At 63.2% G+C, this 20,143-nt stretch carries 18 protein-coding genes; 6 read left to right on the top strand and 12 right to left on the bottom strand.

What is annotated here, in order from left to right; genetic code table 11:
• Window positions 1-5 precede the first annotated feature (5 nt).
• The 3 genes from hrpT to C2E16_RS03310 all read left to right on the top strand — a co-directional run bounded on the left by hrpT (window position 6) and on the right by C2E16_RS03310 (window position 6,341).
• On the top strand, window positions 6-194 hold the full coding sequence (gene hrpT, locus C2E16_RS03320; RefSeq protein WP_102752010.1) for an HrpT family type III secretion system protein: 189 nt from the start codon (window positions 6-8) through the stop codon (window positions 192-194).
• 186 nt (window positions 195-380) lie between these two features.
• Window positions 381-5,897, top strand: coding sequence for an AvrE-family type 3 secretion system effector (locus C2E16_RS03315; protein WP_104951412.1), 5,517 nt, complete (start codon window positions 381-383; stop codon window positions 5,895-5,897).
• 12 nt (window positions 5,898-5,909) lie between these two features.
• Window positions 5,910-6,341, top strand: a complete 432-nt coding sequence (locus tag C2E16_RS03310) for a type III secretion system chaperone (protein ID WP_038628609.1) — start codon at window positions 5,910-5,912, stop codon at window positions 6,339-6,341.
• A 126-nt stretch (window positions 6,342-6,467) separates the two neighbouring features.
• Here the strand turns inward: C2E16_RS03310 and sctU are convergent, their stop codons facing one another.
• From sctU to sctW, 12 genes are read right to left on the bottom strand one after another with little or no spacing between them, the layout of a single operon-like run.
• Window positions 6,468-7,553: a type III secretion system export apparatus subunit SctU gene (gene sctU / locus C2E16_RS03305; protein WP_038628612.1), complete on the bottom strand. Its 1,086-nt coding sequence runs from the start codon at window positions 7,551-7,553 to the stop codon at window positions 6,468-6,470.
• On the bottom strand, window positions 7,546-8,361 hold the full coding sequence (sctT, locus tag C2E16_RS03300; protein ID WP_038628614.1) for a type III secretion system export apparatus subunit SctT: 816 nt from the start codon (window positions 8,359-8,361) through the stop codon (window positions 7,546-7,548). Before sctT ends, sctU begins: the two co-directional genes overlap by 8 nt.
• Window positions 8,361-8,621 (bottom strand): type III secretion system export apparatus subunit SctS, encoded by a 261-nt coding sequence (sctS, locus tag C2E16_RS03295; protein ID WP_038628616.1) that lies wholly within the window; start codon window positions 8,619-8,621, stop codon window positions 8,361-8,363. Before sctS ends, sctT begins: the two co-directional genes overlap by 1 nt.
• A gap of 7 nt (window positions 8,622-8,628) precedes the next feature.
• On the bottom strand, window positions 8,629-9,285 hold the full coding sequence (gene sctR / locus C2E16_RS03290; RefSeq protein ID WP_038628618.1) for a type III secretion system export apparatus subunit SctR: 657 nt from the start codon (window positions 9,283-9,285) through the stop codon (window positions 8,629-8,631).
• 3 nt (window positions 9,286-9,288) lie between these two features.
• Window positions 9,289-9,762 carry a FliM/FliN family flagellar motor switch protein gene (locus tag C2E16_RS21060; RefSeq protein ID WP_257152253.1) on the bottom strand — a complete coding sequence of 158 codons (474 nt, stop codon included), beginning with the start codon at window positions 9,760-9,762 and terminating at the stop codon, window positions 9,289-9,291.
• A gap of 41 nt (window positions 9,763-9,803) precedes the next feature.
• Window positions 9,804-10,328: a hypothetical protein gene (locus tag C2E16_RS21055; protein WP_257152252.1), complete on the bottom strand. Its 525-nt coding sequence runs from the start codon at window positions 10,326-10,328 to the stop codon at window positions 9,804-9,806.
• Window positions 10,325-10,987 (bottom strand): type III secretion system HrpP C-terminal domain-containing protein, encoded by a 663-nt coding sequence (locus C2E16_RS03280; protein WP_052133957.1) that lies wholly within the window; start codon window positions 10,985-10,987, stop codon window positions 10,325-10,327. The genes C2E16_RS21055 and C2E16_RS03280 overlap by 4 nt, the downstream gene beginning before the upstream one ends.
• The gene (locus tag C2E16_RS03275; protein WP_052133958.1) at window positions 10,984-11,439 is read right to left on the bottom strand and encodes a hypothetical protein; all 456 of its coding nucleotides are present in this window, start codon (window positions 11,437-11,439) and stop codon (window positions 10,984-10,986) included. Before C2E16_RS03275 ends, C2E16_RS03280 begins: the two co-directional genes overlap by 4 nt.
• Window positions 11,423-12,778 carry a type III secretion system ATPase SctN gene (gene sctN / locus C2E16_RS03270; protein WP_104951411.1) on the bottom strand — a complete coding sequence of 452 codons (1,356 nt, stop codon included), beginning with the start codon at window positions 12,776-12,778 and terminating at the stop codon, window positions 11,423-11,425. Before sctN ends, C2E16_RS03275 begins: the two co-directional genes overlap by 17 nt.
• Window positions 12,772-13,632 (bottom strand): FHA domain-containing protein, encoded by an 861-nt coding sequence (locus C2E16_RS03265; RefSeq protein WP_038628625.1) that lies wholly within the window; start codon window positions 13,630-13,632, stop codon window positions 12,772-12,774. The genes sctN and C2E16_RS03265 overlap by 7 nt, the downstream gene beginning before the upstream one ends.
• Window positions 13,632-15,842: an FHIPEP family type III secretion protein gene (locus C2E16_RS03260; RefSeq protein WP_104951410.1), complete on the bottom strand. Its 2,211-nt coding sequence runs from the start codon at window positions 15,840-15,842 to the stop codon at window positions 13,632-13,634. The genes C2E16_RS03265 and C2E16_RS03260 overlap by 1 nt, the downstream gene beginning before the upstream one ends.
• Window positions 15,843-15,854: 12 nt before the next feature.
• A complete protein-coding gene (gene sctW, locus C2E16_RS03255) occupies window positions 15,855-16,985 on the bottom strand; it encodes a type III secretion system gatekeeper subunit SctW (protein ID WP_084971148.1) in 1,131 nt (376 codons plus the stop codon).
• A gap of 286 nt (window positions 16,986-17,271) precedes the next feature.
• On the opposite strand from sctW, the gene C2E16_RS03250 reads away from it, so the two are divergent.
• The 3 genes from C2E16_RS03250 (at window position 17,272) to C2E16_RS03240 (ending at window position 20,066) form a co-directional block, all read left to right on the top strand.
• Complete coding sequence (locus tag C2E16_RS03250) at window positions 17,272-17,817, top strand: RNA polymerase sigma factor (protein WP_103790867.1); 546 nt, start codon at window positions 17,272-17,274, stop codon at window positions 17,815-17,817.
• Between the two features lie 85 nt (window positions 17,818-17,902).
• Complete coding sequence (locus C2E16_RS03245) at window positions 17,903-19,417, top strand: PAS domain-containing sensor histidine kinase (RefSeq protein WP_084971146.1); 1,515 nt, start codon at window positions 17,903-17,905, stop codon at window positions 19,415-19,417.
• Between the two features lie 7 nt (window positions 19,418-19,424).
• Window positions 19,425-20,066, top strand: a complete 642-nt coding sequence (locus tag C2E16_RS03240) for a response regulator (protein WP_084971144.1) — start codon at window positions 19,425-19,427, stop codon at window positions 20,064-20,066.
• The last annotated feature ends 77 nt before the right edge of the window (window positions 20,067-20,143 follow it).

The raw sequence follows: 20,143 nt of genomic DNA, 5'->3' as shown, positions 1-20,143 counted from the left end.
TCGCTATGCTACGTAAACTCGCGTTAACCGTTCTGACGACTCTGCTGCTGGGCGCCTGCGCGCCAAAAGCGCCGTCGGGCTGTCAGGATATGCGCTGTCGTCCGCAGTCCAATCTGCAACAGCTCACTATCTGGTGGCAGCCGGAGCTGCGCAACGGCCCGTATGACTACACGCAGGTTCAGGTGCATCCCTGAGCTCTCCATGCGAGCAAAACCCGCTTCAGCGTTTTGCTCGCCCGCTTTCCTGCTTTTTACGCTCTCTGCCGCGCTCCATTTTTCTTGCTGTCCGCGCTTTTTTTGGAACCGCCTCACCGCATAAGCCACTCAGGGATCGGTTCGACGCGTTCGCGTCGTTATCTGTTTATTCGCCGAGGAGGTTAAATGGCTTTCCCCCCTGTTATCGCTGGCGCCGCCGCCGCGCGCGGCGTGAGCGCCATGAGCGCCCGCAGCAGCGTCTCATCCGCTGTCGCCCAGGGCTCGGCGCGCGCCACGCAGCGCAGCAGCAGCAATTTACTTCAGGGCGCGGCGCGGGCGCCCGCTTCTGCCCGTCAGCAGCCGGGCGCCGCTTCCTCGCTGCGCCGTCAGCGTTCAGAGCCGCAGTTGCCGCGCGGCGGCCAGCAGACGGAAGGCGGAGCGGCATTGCAACGCCGCCACTCCACCGGCGACGCCAATGCGACGCCGGTCGATGCCTGGCCGGTCAATGCGCCGCCCGCGCGCCGTCATTCAGTGAGCGGCGCGGAAACCCCACATGCCACTCAGCAGGCGGACAACGGCCCGGCATTGCAGCGCCGTCACTCCACCGGCGAGGCCAACGCGACGCCGGTCGATGCCTGGCCGGTCAATGCGCCGCCCGCGCGCCGTCATTCAGTGAGCGGCGCGGAAACCCCACATGCCGCTCAGCAGGCGGACAACGGCCCGGCGCTGCGGCGACGGCACTCCACCGGCGAGGCCAACGCGACGCCGGTTGACGGCAGGCCGGTAAAGCCGCCGCCGGCGCGCCGACACTCCCTCAGCGGAAGCGGCGAAACGCCTCGTCCTGCCGCACCGGCGCGCCGCCATTCGCTTTCCGCGCTCGCCGAACCGCATTCCGGCAGAACCGCTTCCGTTACGGACACCGCCGCGTCGCTGGCCGACTGGAGCAACACTATGCTGCAACTGGTCGATCAGATCTCGGAGCGCCACGCCGCCGCCCTCAGCGCGGATGAAAAAACCACGCTGGCGGCGAAGCAGGCGCAGCGTCAGCGGATGGAGCGCCCTTCTCCCGAAAGCCAGCCGCCGTCGGGCGCGGCGACGCCGCTGAACGGGCTGCTGAACAACCTGTCGCTGAACGGCGAACGCCTGAACATCAACGCCTCTCCCGCGCTCGCGCCGCTGCTGGAACAGACGCTGGGGAAAACCGACCAGCGCTACCGCTGGCACGCCAATAACGGCCAGCATCAGCACGTGCTGCTCGATCACAGCGGCCGCCTGCTGAACGTACAGGATTCGCCGCTCGCCTTTACCGCCATCGCGCACAGCAAGCCCGTTGCGCCGGAACAACAGCCCCGCATGGACCGCGCGGGCCAGCGCATCGCGCTGCTTCACAACGGCGTGCGCGAGCATCGTCCGCTGCCCGATCAGGCGGTGCAGAGCATGCTGACCGGCATCTTCAGCCACCAGCGCGCCGACGGCGCCCAGACCGAGCATCTGCGCCTGCATGAGAAGCGCCTCCACCGGTTCGATGAAAGCAGCCAGCGCTGGGAGCCGACGCACGGCGTCGATGAAAAAACCTTCGATAAGCTCAGCCGCCAGGGCGATAACCAGCTCTATGCGATTCAGGGCGACAAGCGTCTGCACAACCTCAGCAGCCAGCAAAAAAGCCTGATGTTCGATGACAAAATCGCCGCCTTTAGCGCCGGTTCGCAGGGTGAAATGGCGGTGGTATTAAAAGATAAAGAGACGCACGCGCAGCACCTACGGCTGTTGAACAGCATCACCACCCATGACTGGCAAAGTCCGAAGCTGGCGATGAAGCAGAGCGTAAACGGCCAGCAGAGCGATTTTCACCTCGGCGCCATCGCGCTGCACGGCGGCCAGATTCTGGCGGTCGATCCCGACGGCAAGCTGTTCAGCGCCGCGCCGCCCGCCGCAGGCGCCAGCGAAATCAACTTCAGCGAAGATCCGCGCAACCAGGCAGTGCAGGCGGCGTTTGGCGCGGGAGCGCAGATCGCCGCACTGCACAGCGACGGCCAGGGCCGTCTGCATGCGACGGTCAAAGACCGCATGGACAATGAACACAGCTGCCAGCTCGACGCCAACGGCGTGACGCCGGGCTGGAACCTGAGCGAAAGCATGGTGATGGATTACCAGAAGGGCCTGCGGCGCAGCGAACCGCTGCCGCACGCGGTGGTGGATTGCGGACGTCTCGGCAAGCTGGCGCTGATGGACGGCAACGTGCACTTTTACGATTCGACGTCGCAGCGCTGGGAGCCGACCTCGGAGAAAGCCGACCGCCTGGTGCGCGGCAGCGACGGCATGCCGATGAAGGTGGAAGATGGCGAAGCGAAGCCGTTGAAAATCAATCAGGCGGGCAATAAAACCCTCTATCACAACAACCTGTTCCAGCTGACCCAGGTGAAAAACAGCGTCAAAGCGGATCTGGCAGTGCACGGACTGGGCAAAGAGAGCAAAACGCAGACTATCGCCCCGCTGGGCAACGGGCGTCTGCTGTCGCTGAATGAGAGCGGCGAAGTGAAGCTGCACCAGACGTCGCCGGGCCAGCGCCGCGATCGTCTGCCGACGCAGACGCTGACCTCCGTCGGGCTGCCCGCCACGCAGGGGCTGACCGGCGACGCGGCGAAGCAGGCACAGCTGAAAGATATAGTGGTCAACGAACACAATAAGCTGTTCGGCCTGACCGGCGGCGGTCAACTGTTTATGCTGGACAGCAAGCAGTGGCAGAGCAATGGCGGCAACGGCTGGCAGCCGGTAAGCGCGCCGCCGAACCTCGGCACGCTGGCCAGCCTGCATACCGACGAAAAAGGTCGCCTGATGGCGGCGGACAGCAACGGCAACGCCGCGCGTCTGGAGGCGGGCGCCTGGCAGCCGGTTAACCGCCAGCAGGCGCTGAGCGCGCACCAAAACAACAGCTCCGCCGAAACCTTCGGTCGGCTGGGCGACGCGAGCAAAACGGGACGCATTCCCGGTACCCACGTCAGTTGGAAGCGGGAGATCGATCTGTTCGGCAGCACCGGCAACGACACGACGAAAGTGAACAACCCGTTCAGAAAACGTATGGAGGCGTTCGTACTGCGCACCTCCGGCGGCCTCTGCCCGCGTCCGCTGAAAAACCTTAACCATGAAGTGAAGCAGCGCTTTAAAGGCCATGAGGGACTGTCGCCGCTCTATCAGGCGCAGAACCAGATCGCGCACGATATCACTGCGCAGCATACCCATACCACGCAGCGCAAACCGCCGCTGGAGCAGCGCCTGCAAAAGCTGAATATTCATACCCGCGATCCGGCGCTGCATGAAGAGATCAACGCCTTCGCCGAAGATCTGGGACACAGTCTGATGCTGCGAAGCCGCGCGGTGGGTCAGCATTACGGCGTGCTTAACGAGAATAACCAGATCAATACCGACGCAGCCAGGCTTAAACACACGCATGGCGGCCATCTCAGCAGTTCACGCCAGCGCGACACCCGCATGGTCGGCACGCTGCATCAGATGATTGCCAACCACCCTTCGGCACACACGACGGCGGCGCAGAACGTGGTGACCGGCATGCAAAAGAGCCGGTTGACGATCGATCACCTTAAGCCCAACGTCGAAAAGCCGGTGCGCGACAGCGGCGATGAGCTGGGGCTGGTGAAGTCGCGGCTGTTTCTGGATGCGATGACGCAGCAGGGCCTGCACAGCGCGATCGATATTTATGAGCGCAGCCTGGCGTTCGGCGACAGCCAGGAGACCGCGCGCGCCGAGCTGCAAAAGAATATCCGCAAGCTGCGCGACGAGACCTGGGGCGGCAATACGGTGAAAAAGCTCACCGACCAGGGCTTCGCCAATCTTCAGCAGGTGGAGGCGAGCTATGACGCCATCAGGAAGATGACCAACGCCTTCAGCAAGCCGCACCACGGCCTTAACCTCACCTCGCGCACCCTGTTTAACGCGCCGAACCAGGCGCAGCTGATTGAGAACGTCGAGAAAGAGCTGAAATCCCTGAGCAACGGCGAGAGTCTGACGTTTAACAGCGGCTACGGCGCCTTCGCCTCCTCCATGGTGCTGCCGGGCAGCCAGACGCTTAACGTGACGGGCGCGCGCGTCAACGCCGATCGCGGCTACAGCCTCGCCTTTACGCGCGGCGAAGATGGCCTGACGGTGACCGTGGGACGCAACGGTTCTGGCGGCATCGCGCCCTTTACCGCGCTGGGCTACAACGTGTTGACCGGCCATGTCGACCCCAACGACGTCAGCTTCGGTAAAAACGACAGCCACACCGCTTCGCCGGTGGTCAGGCTGGGCGTCGCGGCGTCCGCGAATCTGCAACGTCAGGCGCAGAACAGCGTTACCTTCAGCCTGGGCGAGAACGAGCTGAACAGCTTCCTCAGCCGCCTGGCCAGCGACCAGATCGATCCGCTGGAGCTGCTGGATCGCGGCAACGACCATAAGGTGAAAAACGGCAGCACCTGGACTGCCAGCCTCGACACCAACGGCGCGGCGCAGGCCAGCATCGGCGTACCGATGACCAATAAAAACGAGAAGGAGCACATCGCCATGACGCGCGTCGGCGGCGGCGTTTCGGTCGGCGCCAACATCGCGGCGGCATCGCGCGAGCGCAACAACAACGGCAACGCCAGCAGCAACAAACATACCCGCAGCGATAACCGCGCGCGCTTTTTTAACCAGGGCAGCGCCGACGCGCGCTTTATGTCGCCCACCGGTGTGACTAACCGCACCGATCAGGCGCGCCAGCCGATCTCCGCCATCACCGGCGCGGGGGTGCGCTTCAGCTTCGATAACCGCACCAAACAGGCGCTGAGCCTGGAACTGGCGCAGCCGCAGCGGTTGGCGGGCACCCATATCGATAAGCTGACCGAAAGCCTGTCGAAAGCCTTTACCGATCGCGCCACGGCGCAGCTGATGGCGTCGCTGAAAGATCCCGACGCGAAAAGCGATAAAACGGCAAAAACGCCCGATGAGAAGCTTGATGCGCTGCTGACCTTTTTCGGCCAGCACGAAGCGCAGGGCAAGGTCACCAACAACGCGCAGTATGGCGCTATTCGCGAGTTGGTGAAGCTGCGCCAGCAGCGTGAGGCGCTGACCCAGCGCGTGCCGCTGCCGGGCAGCGCGGAATATCAATCCACCTATAACAACCTCGCCAAAATCAACGGCAACGGCCTGCTGCACTGGATAGGCGATCTCTTCAGCCATGAAACGGAGTCCAACCATGAGCTGAGCAATGCCAACCGCATCCGCGCGATGATGGCGAACGATACGCATCTCAGCGGGCTGCTTCAGCAGATGCAGCTTTCCAGCGATACCCAGGCGGTAGTGACGCTGGAGCCGAAGGATGAAATGAAAGAGCGCCTGAACGCCGACTGGCTTGCCGGACGCATCAGCCGCGACGAACTGGAGAAGCGCCTGCAAACGCGTAGCGATATGCGCATCAAGTCGATCGCCTTTACCGAAAGCAAAAGCAAAAGCGACGGCGTCGCCACGCCGATGTTTCTGCTGGGCGGCGGCAGCAGCGTATCGATCGCCAAAAGCCGCAACCTGGGGAAAATCAGCTTTAGCTATGGCCGCGATCAGCAAAGCCCGCTCTCTTACACGCTGGAAGGCGAGCTGGCGAAGCGCAGCACCGAACAGCTGGCCGTTCCGTTGGGCGTCGCGCAACAGAACGGTCGGGTACTGAAAAGTTAACGGGAGCCACACATGAGCAATATCCTTTTACAGCGCCTGTTGGATCACTATGGCCGCACGCTGAATACTGAACTGACGCTGGAGAACGGCGTCTGCGCCCTGCTGGACGCGCAGCAACAGGAGCTGGTGGTGATGGAGCTGCCGCCGGGCGAGAACCTGCTGCTGCACTGCCGTATTATGCCGCCAGAGGAGATGGCGGACGATCCAGCCATGTGGCGCGCGCTGCTGGCAATGAATTTTGAGATGGAGGCGATGCGCGGCTGCTGGCTGGCGCTGGATGCGCAGCTGACGCTGCGGCTCTGCTGTCAGCAGCCGCTGGAGCAGCTGGATGCGCCGCGCTTCACCACGCTGGTGAACGCCTTTATCGAGCAGGGAGAGCAGATCCGGGGCTTTATGCCGACGCTGCTGACGCGCCTGGCGGAAACGGCGGAGACGGCCGCTTAGCCTGAGCGACGGCCTGTCGCACAGACGGGCCGTCAGGCGTATCGATACACGGATGAAACAGGCTGGTTCAGGGAAGCGGCCACGCCTGCGCCAGCAAAGCTGTCAGCATTAAACAGCTGGCTCACGTTATTCATCCTCCATTTCAATCACCTCATCCATATAGTGATCCTCCAGCTCGCGCAGCAGGCGATAAACCTGCGCCACCGCCTTCAGCGTTTCGCGCGGGATCCAGCCGCCCTCCGGCGTGGTGCGATAAAGCGTGCGCGCCAGCCAGATATAGCGGATCACCGGAATGCGCGCGCGCTGCGCCTGCTCGATCAGATAGTGCGCGTCGTCGTCGCTGGCCTTAAACAGCAGGCGCGGCAGCGGCGTTTCCCCCGGACGATAGTAAAGCCCGACGGCAAAATGGGTCGGGTTGACCAGCAGCACGTCCGCTTCCTCCACCGCCACCTGACGCGGCGCCCTGGGCGCTTCGTTCAGGATTTCGTGCGCCACCTGGCGGCGGTGCCCTTTCATATGCGGGTCGCCTTCGCTCTGCTTATATTCGTTGCGAATATCCTCGTGGCTCATACGCTGCTGCTTAAGGTAGAAATATTTTTGCAGGCCGAAATCGAGCGCGCTCATCGCCAGCAGCGCCATCAGCACCTGGCGCGCCGCCTTGATAAACAGCGACAGCACGCCGTGCCAGAAAGTGTTGAGATCGGTCTGCGCCAGCCGCGCCAGATTGCCGATCTCCGGCTCCAGCGCGAACCACAGTACGACGCCGATGACCGTCGCCTTGATAATGCTGGTCAGCAGCTGGGTGAACTGCCGCGCCGAAAACATATTTTTAAAGTGGTTCACCGGGTTCAGGCTTTCCAGCTTCGGCATCATCGCCTCCACGGCGAACAGCGGGCCGAATTGCAGCCAGCCGCCAACAATGCGCAGCAGCATGGCGATTGCGCCGACAAGGGTGGAAAACAGCAGCAGCACCATCAGCGAGTCGGTCACCACCTCCTCCATCGCGTGGCCGAACGGCTGGCCGATACGCATCAGCGGCAGCATGATCATCGATTCCATGCGCTGCATGCCGCTGTCCACCAGCGCGAAAATCGCTTCCAGAATGCCAATCGAAATCAGCAATTTGGGAATATCCTGGCTCTGGCTGACCTGCCCTTTTTTGCGCGACTCCTGCAATTTTTGCGGGGTCGCGTCTTCCGTTTTTTCACTCATGTGCCGCGCCTTTTGTATCAAACAGATGGGGAAGCAGATGGCTCAGATCGCGCAGCTCAAACAGCCGTTCGCCGGCGAGGTGGTTGAGCAGCGGCAGATAAAGCACGAAAAACAGCAGGCCGAGCAGACATTTCAGCGGGATCGCCAGCACCGTCGCCTGGATCTGCGGACTGTAAATGCTGATGATGCCGACGGCGAAATCAAGCAGCAGCAGCAGCCCTACCAGCGGACCGGCGTAGAGCACCATACTGACGAAGGTCTCCTTCAGCAGCCCCAGCCACACTTCCCAGCCCTGCGCGCTCAGCGGCGGCAGCCAGGTCAGCGGCGGCCAGATGCGGTAGCTGTCCCAGATCAGCTGCGTCGCCGCGTTCAGGCCCGGCCCGACGATCAGCAGCAGGATGATTACCTGCTTCATCAGGTAGCCCAGCGGCGTGGCGTCCGGCCCCAGCTGCGGGTTGATCTGCCCGCCCATCAGCGCGCCGCGCTGGTTGTCGAACAGCGCGCCCACCGATTCATACATCCAGAACGGCAGTCCGAGGATCAGGCCGATCAATGTGCCGAGGATCAGCTCTTTGATCGCCAGCCCGGCATAAGCGACCAGCGACAGCGAAGCGCCGAGCATATCGTGGTAAAGCAGCGGCGCGATAAACAGCGCCAGCGCCGCCACGATCGCGGTGCGCAGCACCCCTTTAATGGCGGAAAAGGAGAAAATCGGCGTCAGCAGCAGACAGGGGAAAATGCGCGCCATACCGAGCAGCAGCGCCAGCAGCGCGTTGAACAGCTGGTCGAGCGCGTCGCTCCACAGCATCAGCTGCCCACCCGCGACATCATGGCGAAGGCGTTTTGCGTCAGCTGAATCAGCTCCACGCCAACCCAGCGTCCGGTCAGCACCAGCGTCATGCCGACCGCCACCAGCTTCAGGCAGAACGGCAGCGTCTGGTCCTGCAACTGCATCGCCGCCTGCACCAGCGAAATCACAATCCCCACCAGCACCGCGACGATCAGCGGCGGCGCGGAGAGCAGCACCACCAGCAGCATCGCCTGGCGAAAAAAGGTCAATATCTCCATCGCCGCCTCACAGATAGCTGTAGAACAGGCCGTCCAGCAGCCGCGTCCAGCCGCTGACCAGCACAAACAGCAGGATTTTCAGCGGTAGCGAAACGGTCATCGGCGACACCATCTGCATCCCCAGCGCCAGCAGCACGTTGGAAACGATGAGATCGACCACCAGGAACGGAATAAAAATCAGAAAGCCGATTTTGAAGCCGTTTTGCAGCTCCGACAGCACGAAGGCGGGAATAATCAGCAGCGGGCTCTGCGGCGTGATGCTCTGCGCCATCTCTTTCGGCCACATGCGCGCGCCGTTCTCCTGTAAATGCACCAGAATATCGGGGTCGGTGTTGTGCGACATAAAGTTTCTCAGCGGCTCCGCGCCGTTGCCGAAGGTATATTCCAGCCGCTCCATATTGCTGAAATCGAGCGGCATCGCCTGCACGCGCTGGCTGATATCGTTGAACACGGGCGCCATCACGAACAGCGTCGCGGCCAGCGCGATGCCGTAAAGCGCCATGTTAGGCGGCACCTGCTGCACGCCCATCGCGTTGCGCGTCAGCATCAGCACCATCGAAATCTTCAGAAAACAGGTACAGATAATCATCAACATCGGCACCAGCGAAAGCGCGCCGAGGAACAGCGCCAGCATCATCGGGTTAAGCGACTGCATCTCCGTCATCGCTTACCTGCCGTGGCTCAGGGGGTTGACGCTGCCCGGCAGCATATGGGTGATTTGTAGCCCCAGCCGCCCTTCCACATCCACCAGCTCGCCTTTCGCCAGCGGGAAATCGCCGTGACAGAGCAGCGCTTCGCCCGGCTGCACGTTATCCACCATCACCGTCGCCCCGCGGTTCAGTCGTTGCAGCTCGCCCAGCGTCAGGCGCAGCTGACCGCAGCGCACCGTCAGCGCCAGCGGCAGCGCGTCAAACGCCGCGACCTCCGACGTCGGTTCGTCCTGCCATTCCTCTTCAGAGTGCTCAACAGGGGTCGTATCATCGTTATCGTAGGGAAATGTCACAGAGGGGATCTCCAGGTCAGAAAGAGTAAAAAAGGCGCGGTCCGCCTCGCCATTCAGCGTGCCGCTCAGTTGCAGGCCGCCAAGCCGCACCCTGCCTTCGCCGTCAGGGGAGAAGCTGGCACGCGTGGGCAGCAGCACATCCTCAGGCCGCAGCCGCGTGAGCTGCGCGACGCTCAGGGTCAGCCCCCCAGGATCAACGGGAAACCCAGCGGCAGCGCGTCGGGCAGCGCCGTGTTCACCGGCTGCCAGCCCGGCTTATCCAGCAGAGCGTTGATCGTGGCGATCGGGGCGGTCAGGCTGCCCTGCGCGCGCAGGTCGCCCAGCGTCAGCGTCAGCCGCAGCGTCAAGGGCGCGGCGGACGCGGCGACATCGTCAGGCGCCAGCTCGCCGAGCAGCGTGGCGATCTGCGGGCTGATCGCCTGGTTGAACAGCGGCCAGTACCAGGGCGTCAGCGCCGCTTCAGCGTACGGCAGCGCAGGACAGTCGGAGAGCAGCGCCAGCACGCTTTCCGCCTCGCCAATCCACAGCGGGCCGCCGTCGCAACGCAGCGCCAGCGCGTCGCTGGCTGGGGCGGCGCTGGTCAGGCGCAGCGTCAGCGCGCCTGCGTCGTCATTCAGCTGATAAGGGAAGCACTGACCGGCGCCGATACGCTGGCGCAGCCGCGCCTCCTCCGCATTCAGGCGCGGCAGCGAAATCCGTTTCATGCCTGCCCCCGCTGTTCAAAACGCAGGCGCACGCGACAGGCCATGCGGCGGCGCAGCGCCTGACGGCAGCGCTCCTGATGCGCCTCCAGCGCGCCCAGCGCCGACGGGGAGAAACGCAGCGCAATATCCCAGCCGCCAGCGGTCAGCGGCTGCATACGCGCGTCCACCTCGCCGAGACGCGGCAGCAGCAGCGTCATGGCGACCGGGCCGTCCGGCTGGCGATCGACCACGCGGCCCAGCTCCGCCTCCAGCGGCTGCCAGAGTGCCATCGGCGCCGCGCCCGATGCGCCCGAAGCGGCGGGCGGCGCAAAGCGCGGCTGGGTCGGGAGTTCCGTTACGCCGATGGAGAGCGGCAGTGGCGCTGGCGATGTATCCAGCAGGGCGCTGAACAGCATGCCGTCCGGGCAGGCGCTTTCCGGCTGTTCGCCGCGTTTCGCCGCCCCGCTCTGGGCGCTGGTCGGGCTACGTTCGCTGCGGCCGCGCTCCGCGCCGCGCGGCTGCGGTTTCGGCTGCGCATTGGCGGGCTGCGGCTGAGCGGGCTTCGGACGCGTCGGCTGCGGCGCGGCGCGTGGACGATCTTCCGCCTGCGCGCGTGGTTCGCGCCGCTCCGGTTCAGGGCGCAGCTTCGTGGCGGGACGCTCGGTGATAAAAGGATTCATGACGGCATCTCCTGCATCAGCATTTCCAGTTTCTCCAGCTCGCGCTGGCGCTGCTGGGTTTCCGCGCGCGCCGCCGCCAGCCGGGCGCTCTGCGTGTCGCACTGCACGGCGCAGTCGCTTAAGATCTGACGCTGGCGCTGCATCGCGTCGGCGGCGCGCTGCTCCTGTTGCAGCCCACGCTGTAATTCGGTCAGCGGCTGATGTCCAAGATGCGCCCCGTCAAAACCGTCGCGCAGCGTCTGATACGCCGCCCGCCGCTGCGTCAGCTGCCGTTCGGCGTCGCGCTGCGCGCTTTGCAGCTGCGCCAGCCGCTGTTCATGCTGGCGCTGTTGACGTTCGCTGCGGCGCAAACGCTGACGGCGGATCGGCAGCAGCAGCGCGAACGCCTCGCGCAGGTTTTCGCCGCTCTCCCCGGCGGGCAGTTCGTCAGGCAGATTAATTTTCCGGCGCATGGGCGCTTACCTCCGAAAGATGCTGCAACGTCTGCTGCCACTCGCTGGGCTCGCGCGTCGCCTGGCGCAGATAGCCGTTGATATCGGGCTGCGCGTTGACGGCGGCGTCGGTCATCGCGTCGTGGCCGGGCTGATATTCGCCGAGGCGGATCAGCATCTCCACCTGCTGCCAGGCGGCCATCATGCGGCGCAGCTGGGTGGCGTCGCGCATCTGTTCGCGCGACACCACGTTGCTCATGGTGCGGCTGAGGCTGGTCAGCACGTCAATCGCCGGATAGTGGCCGCGCTCCGCCAGGCGGCGCGACAGCACGATATGGCCGTCGATCAGCGAGCGCACCTCGTCAGCGACCGGATCGTTCATCGAGTCCGCCTCAATCAGCACCGAATAGAGCGCGGTGATCGCGCCGCTCTGCGTCTGCCCCGCGCGCTCCAGCAGACCCGGCAGTAAGGTGTAGACCGAGGGCGGCAGGCCGCCGCGTCCGGGCGGCTCGCCCAGCGCCAGGCCGATTTCGCGCTGGGCGCGGGCGAAACGGGTCAGGGAATCGAGGATCAGCAACACGCTTTTGCCTTGCTCGCGGAAGGCTTCGGCGATGGCGGTGGCGGTAAAGGCGGCGCGGGCGCGTTCCATGCTGCTGCGATCGGAGGTGGAACAGATCAGCACCGTGCGGCTGCGCAGCGCCTCGTCCAGCTCGTGATCGAGGAATTCGCGCAGCTCGCGGCCGCGTTCGCCGATCAACCCAAAGACGATGACGTCGCAGGGGGCGTTGCGCGCCAGTTCCGCCAGCAGCGTGGTTTTGCCGCAGCCCGCGCCAGCGAAAACGCCGACACGCTGGCCGACGCCGATGGTCAGCATGCCGTCGATGGCGCGCACGCCGGTCGGCAGAGGCGTTGAAATACGCGGACGCGCGGTGGGCGGCGGCGCGTCGCCCAGCACCGGAATGGTATGTTCCGCCTCGCCCGGCAGCGCGAAAGCGCCGACGCCCTGCCCATCTATCGGACGGCCGAAGCCGTCCAGCACGCAGCCAAGCAGCGCATCGGAGACGCAGATGCTGTGCGGCAGATAGAGCGGCGTCACGCGCGCGCCCTGGGCGATGCCGTCCAGCGGGCCGAGCGCCGACAGCAATGTATGCTGCGGATTGAAGCCCACCACTTCCGCCATCACGCTGTCGCCGTCGCGTTCGATGCGGCAGAGATCGCCGATGCGCGCGCGCGGCAGGCTGCACTCCAGCAGAATGCCGCTGATGCCGGTGATGCGGCCGCAGACGCTGACCGCGTCGGGCTGGCGCAGGCGCTGCTGCTGCTGGCTGAACCAGCTGTCGAGATCCGCGCGCATCACCATTTCACCGTAATCGGATCGCGGCCGCTGAACTCCACGCGATCGTCAGTGATCGCCACCAGCCGCAGATCGCCGATCTGATCGCCGATAAACAGCCGATCGCCCTCGTCGGTGACGATATTGGCGCGTGCGCCGGTGGCGATCTGCACAATGCGAAACGGCAGCTTTTTCTCCAGCGGACGCACCGCGCTTTTTACCGGCGCGCTGGCGCTGTAGCGCGCATAGAAGCGCGTCATCATGCGGTTGAAGACGCTCATCTGCGCTTTGTTCAGCGTGCCGCTCAGCAGCAGACGCTCGCCCTGACGGGATATCTGAACGTTGTTCGCCAGATCGCGCTCGCGCAGCATAATCTGCAACGGCGCGCGCAGATCCTCTACCGTGCCCCACGCCGGACGCGAACTCTCCGCGGCGGGCTGCGCCACCGTCGGCTGTAATATCCAGCTCACCACGGTAAAGCTGAACAGCAGCAGCAGGCCGAACAGTACGCCGCGCATCCAGCGCGGCGTACCGGACGCGCGCGCCACAGGCGCTTCCGGCGCGGCGGCCGGAGCGACGAACGCGCTGGCGGGCAGCGCCGCCGCCTCGTGCCACGGCGTGCTGGCCCGCGCGACGCAGAGCCAGACGCCGCCCAGCACAAACGGCTCCTCCGGCGTGACCGGTTCGCCCTCTTCGGCTTCCGCCTGCTGCGCCAGCCACCATTTTTTTTCATGACGGCGCAGCCAGCGTTCGCTGTCGGCGGCGCTTTCATCGCTCAGCAGCAGATCCGCCTGCGGCGAGGCGCCGATCTGCCAGAGATCGCCGCTGAGCGGTAAAGCGGCGCCGCAATGCAGGCCGGACAGCACGCGCAGTTCAAACATTATTCTCCCTCCCAGCTGGTGAGTGAATAAAAGGCGGGATCGGCTTCCAGGCGGCCAAGCACATGCACCGCCAGCGCCGGTTCCAGTTCAGCGAACGACAGCACCGGCACCTGATGGAAAGATTCGGCGATCAGCGCGCGCAGCGGGCCGCGCAGATCCTGCGCCGCCAGCAGCACCGACTGCCGTTCGTTGCCGGTGGTGAAGGCGCGGCGCACCTGCTGATGCACCGACTGAATTTGTTCCTGGCTGAGCGCGAAGAAGATGTCGTTTTGCGTCTGACGCAGGCTGTCGCGCAACGCCTCTTCCAGCTCCGGCGCCAGCAGCCAGGCGTGAATGCCGTCCGCCTGGCTGTACTGATGGCACAGATGGGTTTTCAGGGTGATACGCACCTGCTCGGTAAGCAAAAAGACGTCGCGCTCGTGCTGGCCATGTTCGATCAGCGCTTCGGCGATGGCGCGCACCGAACGCAGCGGAATACGTTCCGCCACCAGCTTTTGCAGCACGCTGGAGAAGCGCGCCAGCGGCATGACGCGTTGCAGCTCCTGCGCCAGCTCCGGCTGTTCGCTCTCCAGCCAGCCCATCAGCGCGCGCGTCTCTTGCAGGCCGATAAAGTGCGGGCTGCTGGCATGAATGGCGTTCTCCATGCGCTTCAGCAGCAGCTCGGCGGCGGTCCAGCGCGCCACCGCTTCATTTTCCAGCAGCGGATGGTCGGCGGGCAGCCAGAGATAGTCCGCTTCCTGACGCAGCGCCTGGCCCAACGCCGGTTTGAGCGGCGCGGCTTCCGCCTGCGCCGCCTCCTGGCCTGCGGCGGGCGCGGCGACGGCGGTCGATTCTGCGGATGCGCTCAGCGCCTGCTGCTCCTGCGCGCTGAGGCTCTCCAGCCAGCGCGCCTCCACCGCCACGCAGCCGGTGTTAAAGGTGCCCATGACTTTCGGGATCTCATAGACCGAGAAGCGGAACTCGTCCGCCTCCAGCCGGTCGCTGAATTCGATATCGAACGCCGGCAGGGTAAAGCCGAAGTGGTAGACGATGCGGTTGCGCAGGCGGCGGATCTCCTGCACCAGATCGAGGGTTTCCGCTTTGCCGCGACAGACGGTCGGGAACTGGATCAGATAGGGGCGCGTCGGGTTGAACTGGCGCAGATCTTCACGACCGTTCAGCTCCGGCGGGATCACTTCGTTTTCCATCTGCGGCTGGGCAAGGCGCAGCGTATGACGCGCGCGCCATACCTGAAAGCCGCCGCTGCTGAGGGTAATCAGCGCCAGCAGGGTAAAGACCATTCCCGGCATTCCCGGCACCAGCGCGAAGCCCAGCATTCCCATCGAGGCGAGGATCCAGGCCTTCGGCTGGCTGGTAAGCTGCTCGGCGATCTCGCGGCCGATATTCGGCGCGTCGATCGTGTCGGCGTCTGAGGAGACGCGGGTGATGATCATTCCCGCCGTCAGCGAGATCAGCAGCGCGGGGATCTGGGCGATCAGCCCGTCGCCGATGGTAAGGATCGAGAAGACGTGCATCGCTTCGCCCGCCGACATCCCGACCTGTAACACGCCGATGCTGATACCGCCGATCAGGTTGATAAACAGGATCACCAGCGCGGCGATGGCGTCGCCCTTTACAAACTTCATCGCGCCGTCCATCGCGCCGAACAGTTGGCTCTCTTTCGCCAGATCGCTGCGACGCAACTTCGCCTGATGCACGTCGATCAGCCCGGCGCGCAGATCGCTGTCGATCGACATCTGCTTGCCCGGCATAGCGTCGAGGGTGAAGCGCGCCGCCACTTCCGCCACGCGCTCCGATCCTTTGGTGATCACCAGGAAGTTGACCACGGTCAGGATCAGGAACATCACCATCCCCACCGCCAGGTTGCCGCCTACCACGAAGCTGCCGAACGCCTCGACAATATGCCCGGCGTCCTGCTGGATCAGAATCTGGCGCGTGACCGAAATAGACAGTGCCAGGCGGAACATGGTGGTGAGCAGCAGCACCGCCGGAAAGGTGGAGAACGCCAGCGGTTTCGGCAGGTACATTGCCAGCACGATCAACAGCGAAGAGAGGCAGATATTGAGCGCGATCAGGGTATCGATCAGCGGCAACGGCAGCGGAATGATCAGCATAAACACCAGCGCCAGCGCGAAGGCGGCCCCGACGATCTCAGAGCGCTGCATGGCGCTGATGGCGATTTTATTCAGGATTAAAAACAGGCTGTTCATCTCACGTCTCTCTTACCGCTTGCTCCAGGCGCGATGCGCCTGTTTACGTTCGTTGCCCAGCAGCGCCGCGCTGTGGTTCGCCAGCAGCGTCAGTGCGGTTTTGCGTCCGTCTTTCACTTTCCACAGCGCCAGCGGCAGGCTGCGCACCAGCGGCAACACCGCGTTGAAAAACATCGACAGCTGGCGCGGGCTGGCGTTGGCCACCACGTCTTCGCCCAGCTGTTGCAGATCCTGTTGCCAGGCGCCGTGATGGCTGAAATGCAACAGGCGGCGCGTCAGTTCCGTCGCGCCGATGGCGTGCAGCGTCATCTTGCCCGCCATGCGGTCCAGCATTTTCTGGCTCTCTTCCAGCGTGTGCCCCACCTGACGCGCCTCGGCCAGGCCGTTCTGGATATGACGCAGCGCGCCGGTGCTGATCGAGGAGGCGAGCGCGGCGATATCGTCGGCCAGCGCCCGTTGCAGCGTGCGCAGCCCGGAGACGAACTGCGTCGGATCGGTGTGCGCCAGCAGCAGATCGACCATCGCCAGCGCCGACTGCTGATGCACGATGCTGTCGTAATAGAGATTGCGCAGCGTCTGACGCTGCTGCGGGTGCGCGCTGTATTCCGCAAACGCCGCGGCGGTGTTCAGCCCGGCGCGCAGGCGTTCGCCGTGCTGGGTTTGCAGCGTCTCCAGATGGCGGCTAATGGTTTCGCACAGCGCGTTGTCGCCCTGATCGCGCGCCTCGCGCTCCATCACGCGCAGCAGCAGATCGCAGCGCGCCGGATCGTTATCCAGCTGCGACAGCAGTTCATCGGTATCCGCCGGCGGTTTGCGCTTCAGCGTGTCACGCAGCTGGCTCAGATGCGCTTCGCGCCGCGACGGATCGCCGGAGTCGAGCATGGCGTAGAGCTTGTGCAGCTGCACTTTGCCCGCCTGCTGCCGATGGCGCAGCCCATGCTGCTGCTGACGGCGCTGCTCGGCCTTTTTCTGGCTTTCGGCGCGCTCGGAAAACATCAGCCCCACCTCTTCTTTCATGTCGTTGGCGCTGGTATCGGCCACGCTTTGCCCCGCCCGCTCGGCGCTTTTGTTCGGCCCGCTGTCGGCGGCTTTCATCAGGGCTTTAAAAGGGTGCGGCATTAGCGGCAGGTTTGGCTTCAGCATCGCCCGTTCCTCATCAGGTTGACCCCGGTTAAGTGGGCTCGCCGCGCGCCAGGTTCCAAAAAAAGATGAAATAAAAAACCTCACCGGCAGGAAATTATTAATCAGCGAAACTTGTGTAAAAAATGGCACAGCAAATAAAAGCGGTTTTGCCGTTTTTTTCTCAGATATATCCTGGATGAGTAGCGCGTAAATAATAAAAACAAGCTGTTAGTTCGTTAATTTTTGCTGGCACAGCGCTTGCTATAGCCATGAGGCAATCACTTTTGATTCCTCTGGAGAAAATAAGATGATGACCACTCTTGCCAGCCAGCCAATAACCGTAGAAGCCGTTGCCGTCAATATCGACTGGTCTGATGTTTTCAAGAAAAATAATAAGAAATTGCTGAATTTCATTCGCAAACGCGTGGCGAACTATGAGGATGTGGAAGATATTGCCCAGATGACCTGTCTGGAGGTGCTGCGCAACTGTCATAAATTTATCGGCGCCTCGCGCCCGGAAACCTGGATGTTCGGCATCGCAATTAATCTGATCCGTAATTACTATAAAAATCAGCAGGGTCGCTTTTTATTTGATACGCTCAACGATGAGATTCTTACCGGTATGCTTTATGACAGCGATCCGAGCGATATCACGGAAAATGAACGGGTTTTAGGCGCTACCCTCGCCTCTATCGAAACGTTGCCGGAGGATCTAAAAACCATGCTGTCGATTCTGGTTGGTCATGACGGCAGCTATCAGGATGTGGCGCAGCAGCTTAATATTCCGGTGGGCACCGTACGCTCCCGTCTTTCCCGCGCCAGAGAAACATTAAAAAGCCGCGTTTACGCCTGAGATTATTCTGAGGTTGTATTGAAAAGCGGAAAGGCAACAGGGAAGTTTATTTTATTAGCATCGCGCGAAGTTTCCTGCTAAGCGCATGAATGAGACCCGATCTGGAGAGCCGCGATTGCAGAATTATTCCGATTATCTTAATCCTGCGCTGACGCCGTCCGATACCCTCTCCTCTATTGCGTTAAATCGTATTCACGATGCGATTTATTTAGTGGACCGGGCGCTGCGGATAAAATATGTCAACGAAAAGGCATGCAAATTAATGGGCTTTTCCCAGCGCGCGCTGATGCAGGTCAGTTTCGCCGCGCTCGATCATGAACTCAAAGATGATGACGTGGCGGCGCTGTGGTGGAAGCTGACGATGCGACCGGAAGGGATCACCTTTACCTCACAGCATACTCCGCGCCGGGGCGAGCCGATCTCCGTTCAGGTCAGCTCCAGTCTCTACCTGCACGGCGGCGTGCCGCATGCGCTGTGCGTGGTGCGCGACGTGCGCGAGCTGAAACAAAAAGAGGCGATCCAGCAGCTACGCGAGAAGCAGTTCCGCGCCCTGGTGGAGAACTCGCCGGATATGATCGCGCGCTTCGATCTGTCGCTGCGCTGCGTTTACGTCAACCCGCCGGTGCTGAAATGGTTTGACGGCCAGGAACAGGATATTTACCGCTGGCAGCTGACCGAAGCGGTGCCGCACCACGAGGCGGGCATGGCGCTGCTGCGGCTGGTGTCGCACAGCCTGGCGAGCGGCGAGCAGGCGGAGGGCGAGCTGACGCTGAACCACGGCGATCGCAAACGCATCCTGCATGTGCGCAGCGTGCCGGAGTTCGATCTGCACGGAGAGCTGGAGAGCGTGCTGACGGTCGGGCGCGATATTACCGCCATCCGGCTGGCGGAAGAGGAGCTGCGCGAGGCGCATCAGCAGCTGCGCCTGCTGGCGCGCAACCAGGAGGCGCAGCGCGAAGCGGAGCGCAAACACCTCGCTCATGAGATCCACGATGAGCTGGGGCAGCATTTGACGTCGCTGCGCGTCGGACTGTCGCTGATCCGCATGCAGTCGCCGGAAGCGGGCGACGCGGTGCATCAGCAGGTGGATAATCTGATGCAGCTGGTCGACGGTACCATTCAGGTGGTGCGCGACGTTTCCACCCGTCTACGGCCCAATATGCTGAATCTCGGCCTGGTGCCGGCGCTGGAGTGGCTGCGCGACGAGTTCAACAAGCATAATACGACCCGCTGTATCTTTGTGCCGCCTCACGGGAAAGATCTCCGCCTTAGCGACGAGTGCGTCACCGCCGCCTTTCGCGTGGTGCAGGAGTCGCTGACCAACGTGCAGCGCCACGCCGGGGCCACCAGCGTCTATCTCTTTATGAAGCAGGATGGCGACAGGCTGCGCATTGATGTGGTCGATAACGGTAAAGGTTTCGATATGCGCCGCGTGCGCCCTAACGCCTGGGGGCTGCCGGGCATGGTGGAGCGGGCGGCAATGCTGAACGGCGAGGTGGTGATCGACAGCAAGCCCGGCGAAGGCACACGCGTACAGCTGAGCTTCCCCCACCGGCCGCCGGTCCTCTCCCGCACGCTGTTTACGAAGAAAAATAAGTGAGTAACCGATGACACAAGCAATTCGCCTGATGATCGCTGACGACCACGCCATTATGCGCGAGGGACTGAAGCAGATTTTCCTGCTGGACGACGGCATTAAGGTGGTGGGCGAGGCAGCCGACGGCGGCCAGGTGCTGGAACGGCTGCGCGAAGGCGGCGTGGATCTGCTGCTGCTGGATATCTCTATGCCCGGCATCAGCGGTGAGGATCTGATCAACCGCATCACTCTGCAATATCCGGCGCTGCGCATCCTGGTGCTGAGCATGTATAACGAGCCGCAGATCGCCCGCCGCGTGCTCTACTGCGGCGCGCTGGGCTATATCACCAAAGATAAAAACCCGGAGGCGCTGCTGGCGGCGATCCGCCAGGTGGCGCGCGGCTCACGCTATATCGATCACGAGCTGGCGCAGGAGATTGTCTTTTCGCAGTACCAGAGCGGCGACCGACCGCCGCATGAGAACCTGACGATGCGCGAGCGGCAAATTATGATCATGCTGGCGCACGGCGAAAGCATCAACGCCATCGCCGACGCGCTGGTGATCAGCAATAAAACCGTCAGCACCTATAAATCGCGGCTGATGAAGAAGATGAAGTTCACCACCAACGCCGAGATTGTAAAGTACGCCATCAGTCATCATCTGGTGCAGTAGCGGGCGCTTTCACCGATATCCGCGCCGAACCTCGGCATCCCGACGCGGGTGGAAACGGTGAAAGCGCCCTTAGCCGC

The organism is Mixta calida (genome assembly GCF_002953215.1).
In the GTDB taxonomy this organism is placed as follows: Bacteria; Pseudomonadota; Gammaproteobacteria; order Enterobacterales; family Enterobacteriaceae; genus Mixta; species Mixta calida.
Note: the sequence above shows the minus strand (reverse complement) of the source record. Positions and strands in the feature narration are given on the sequence as shown.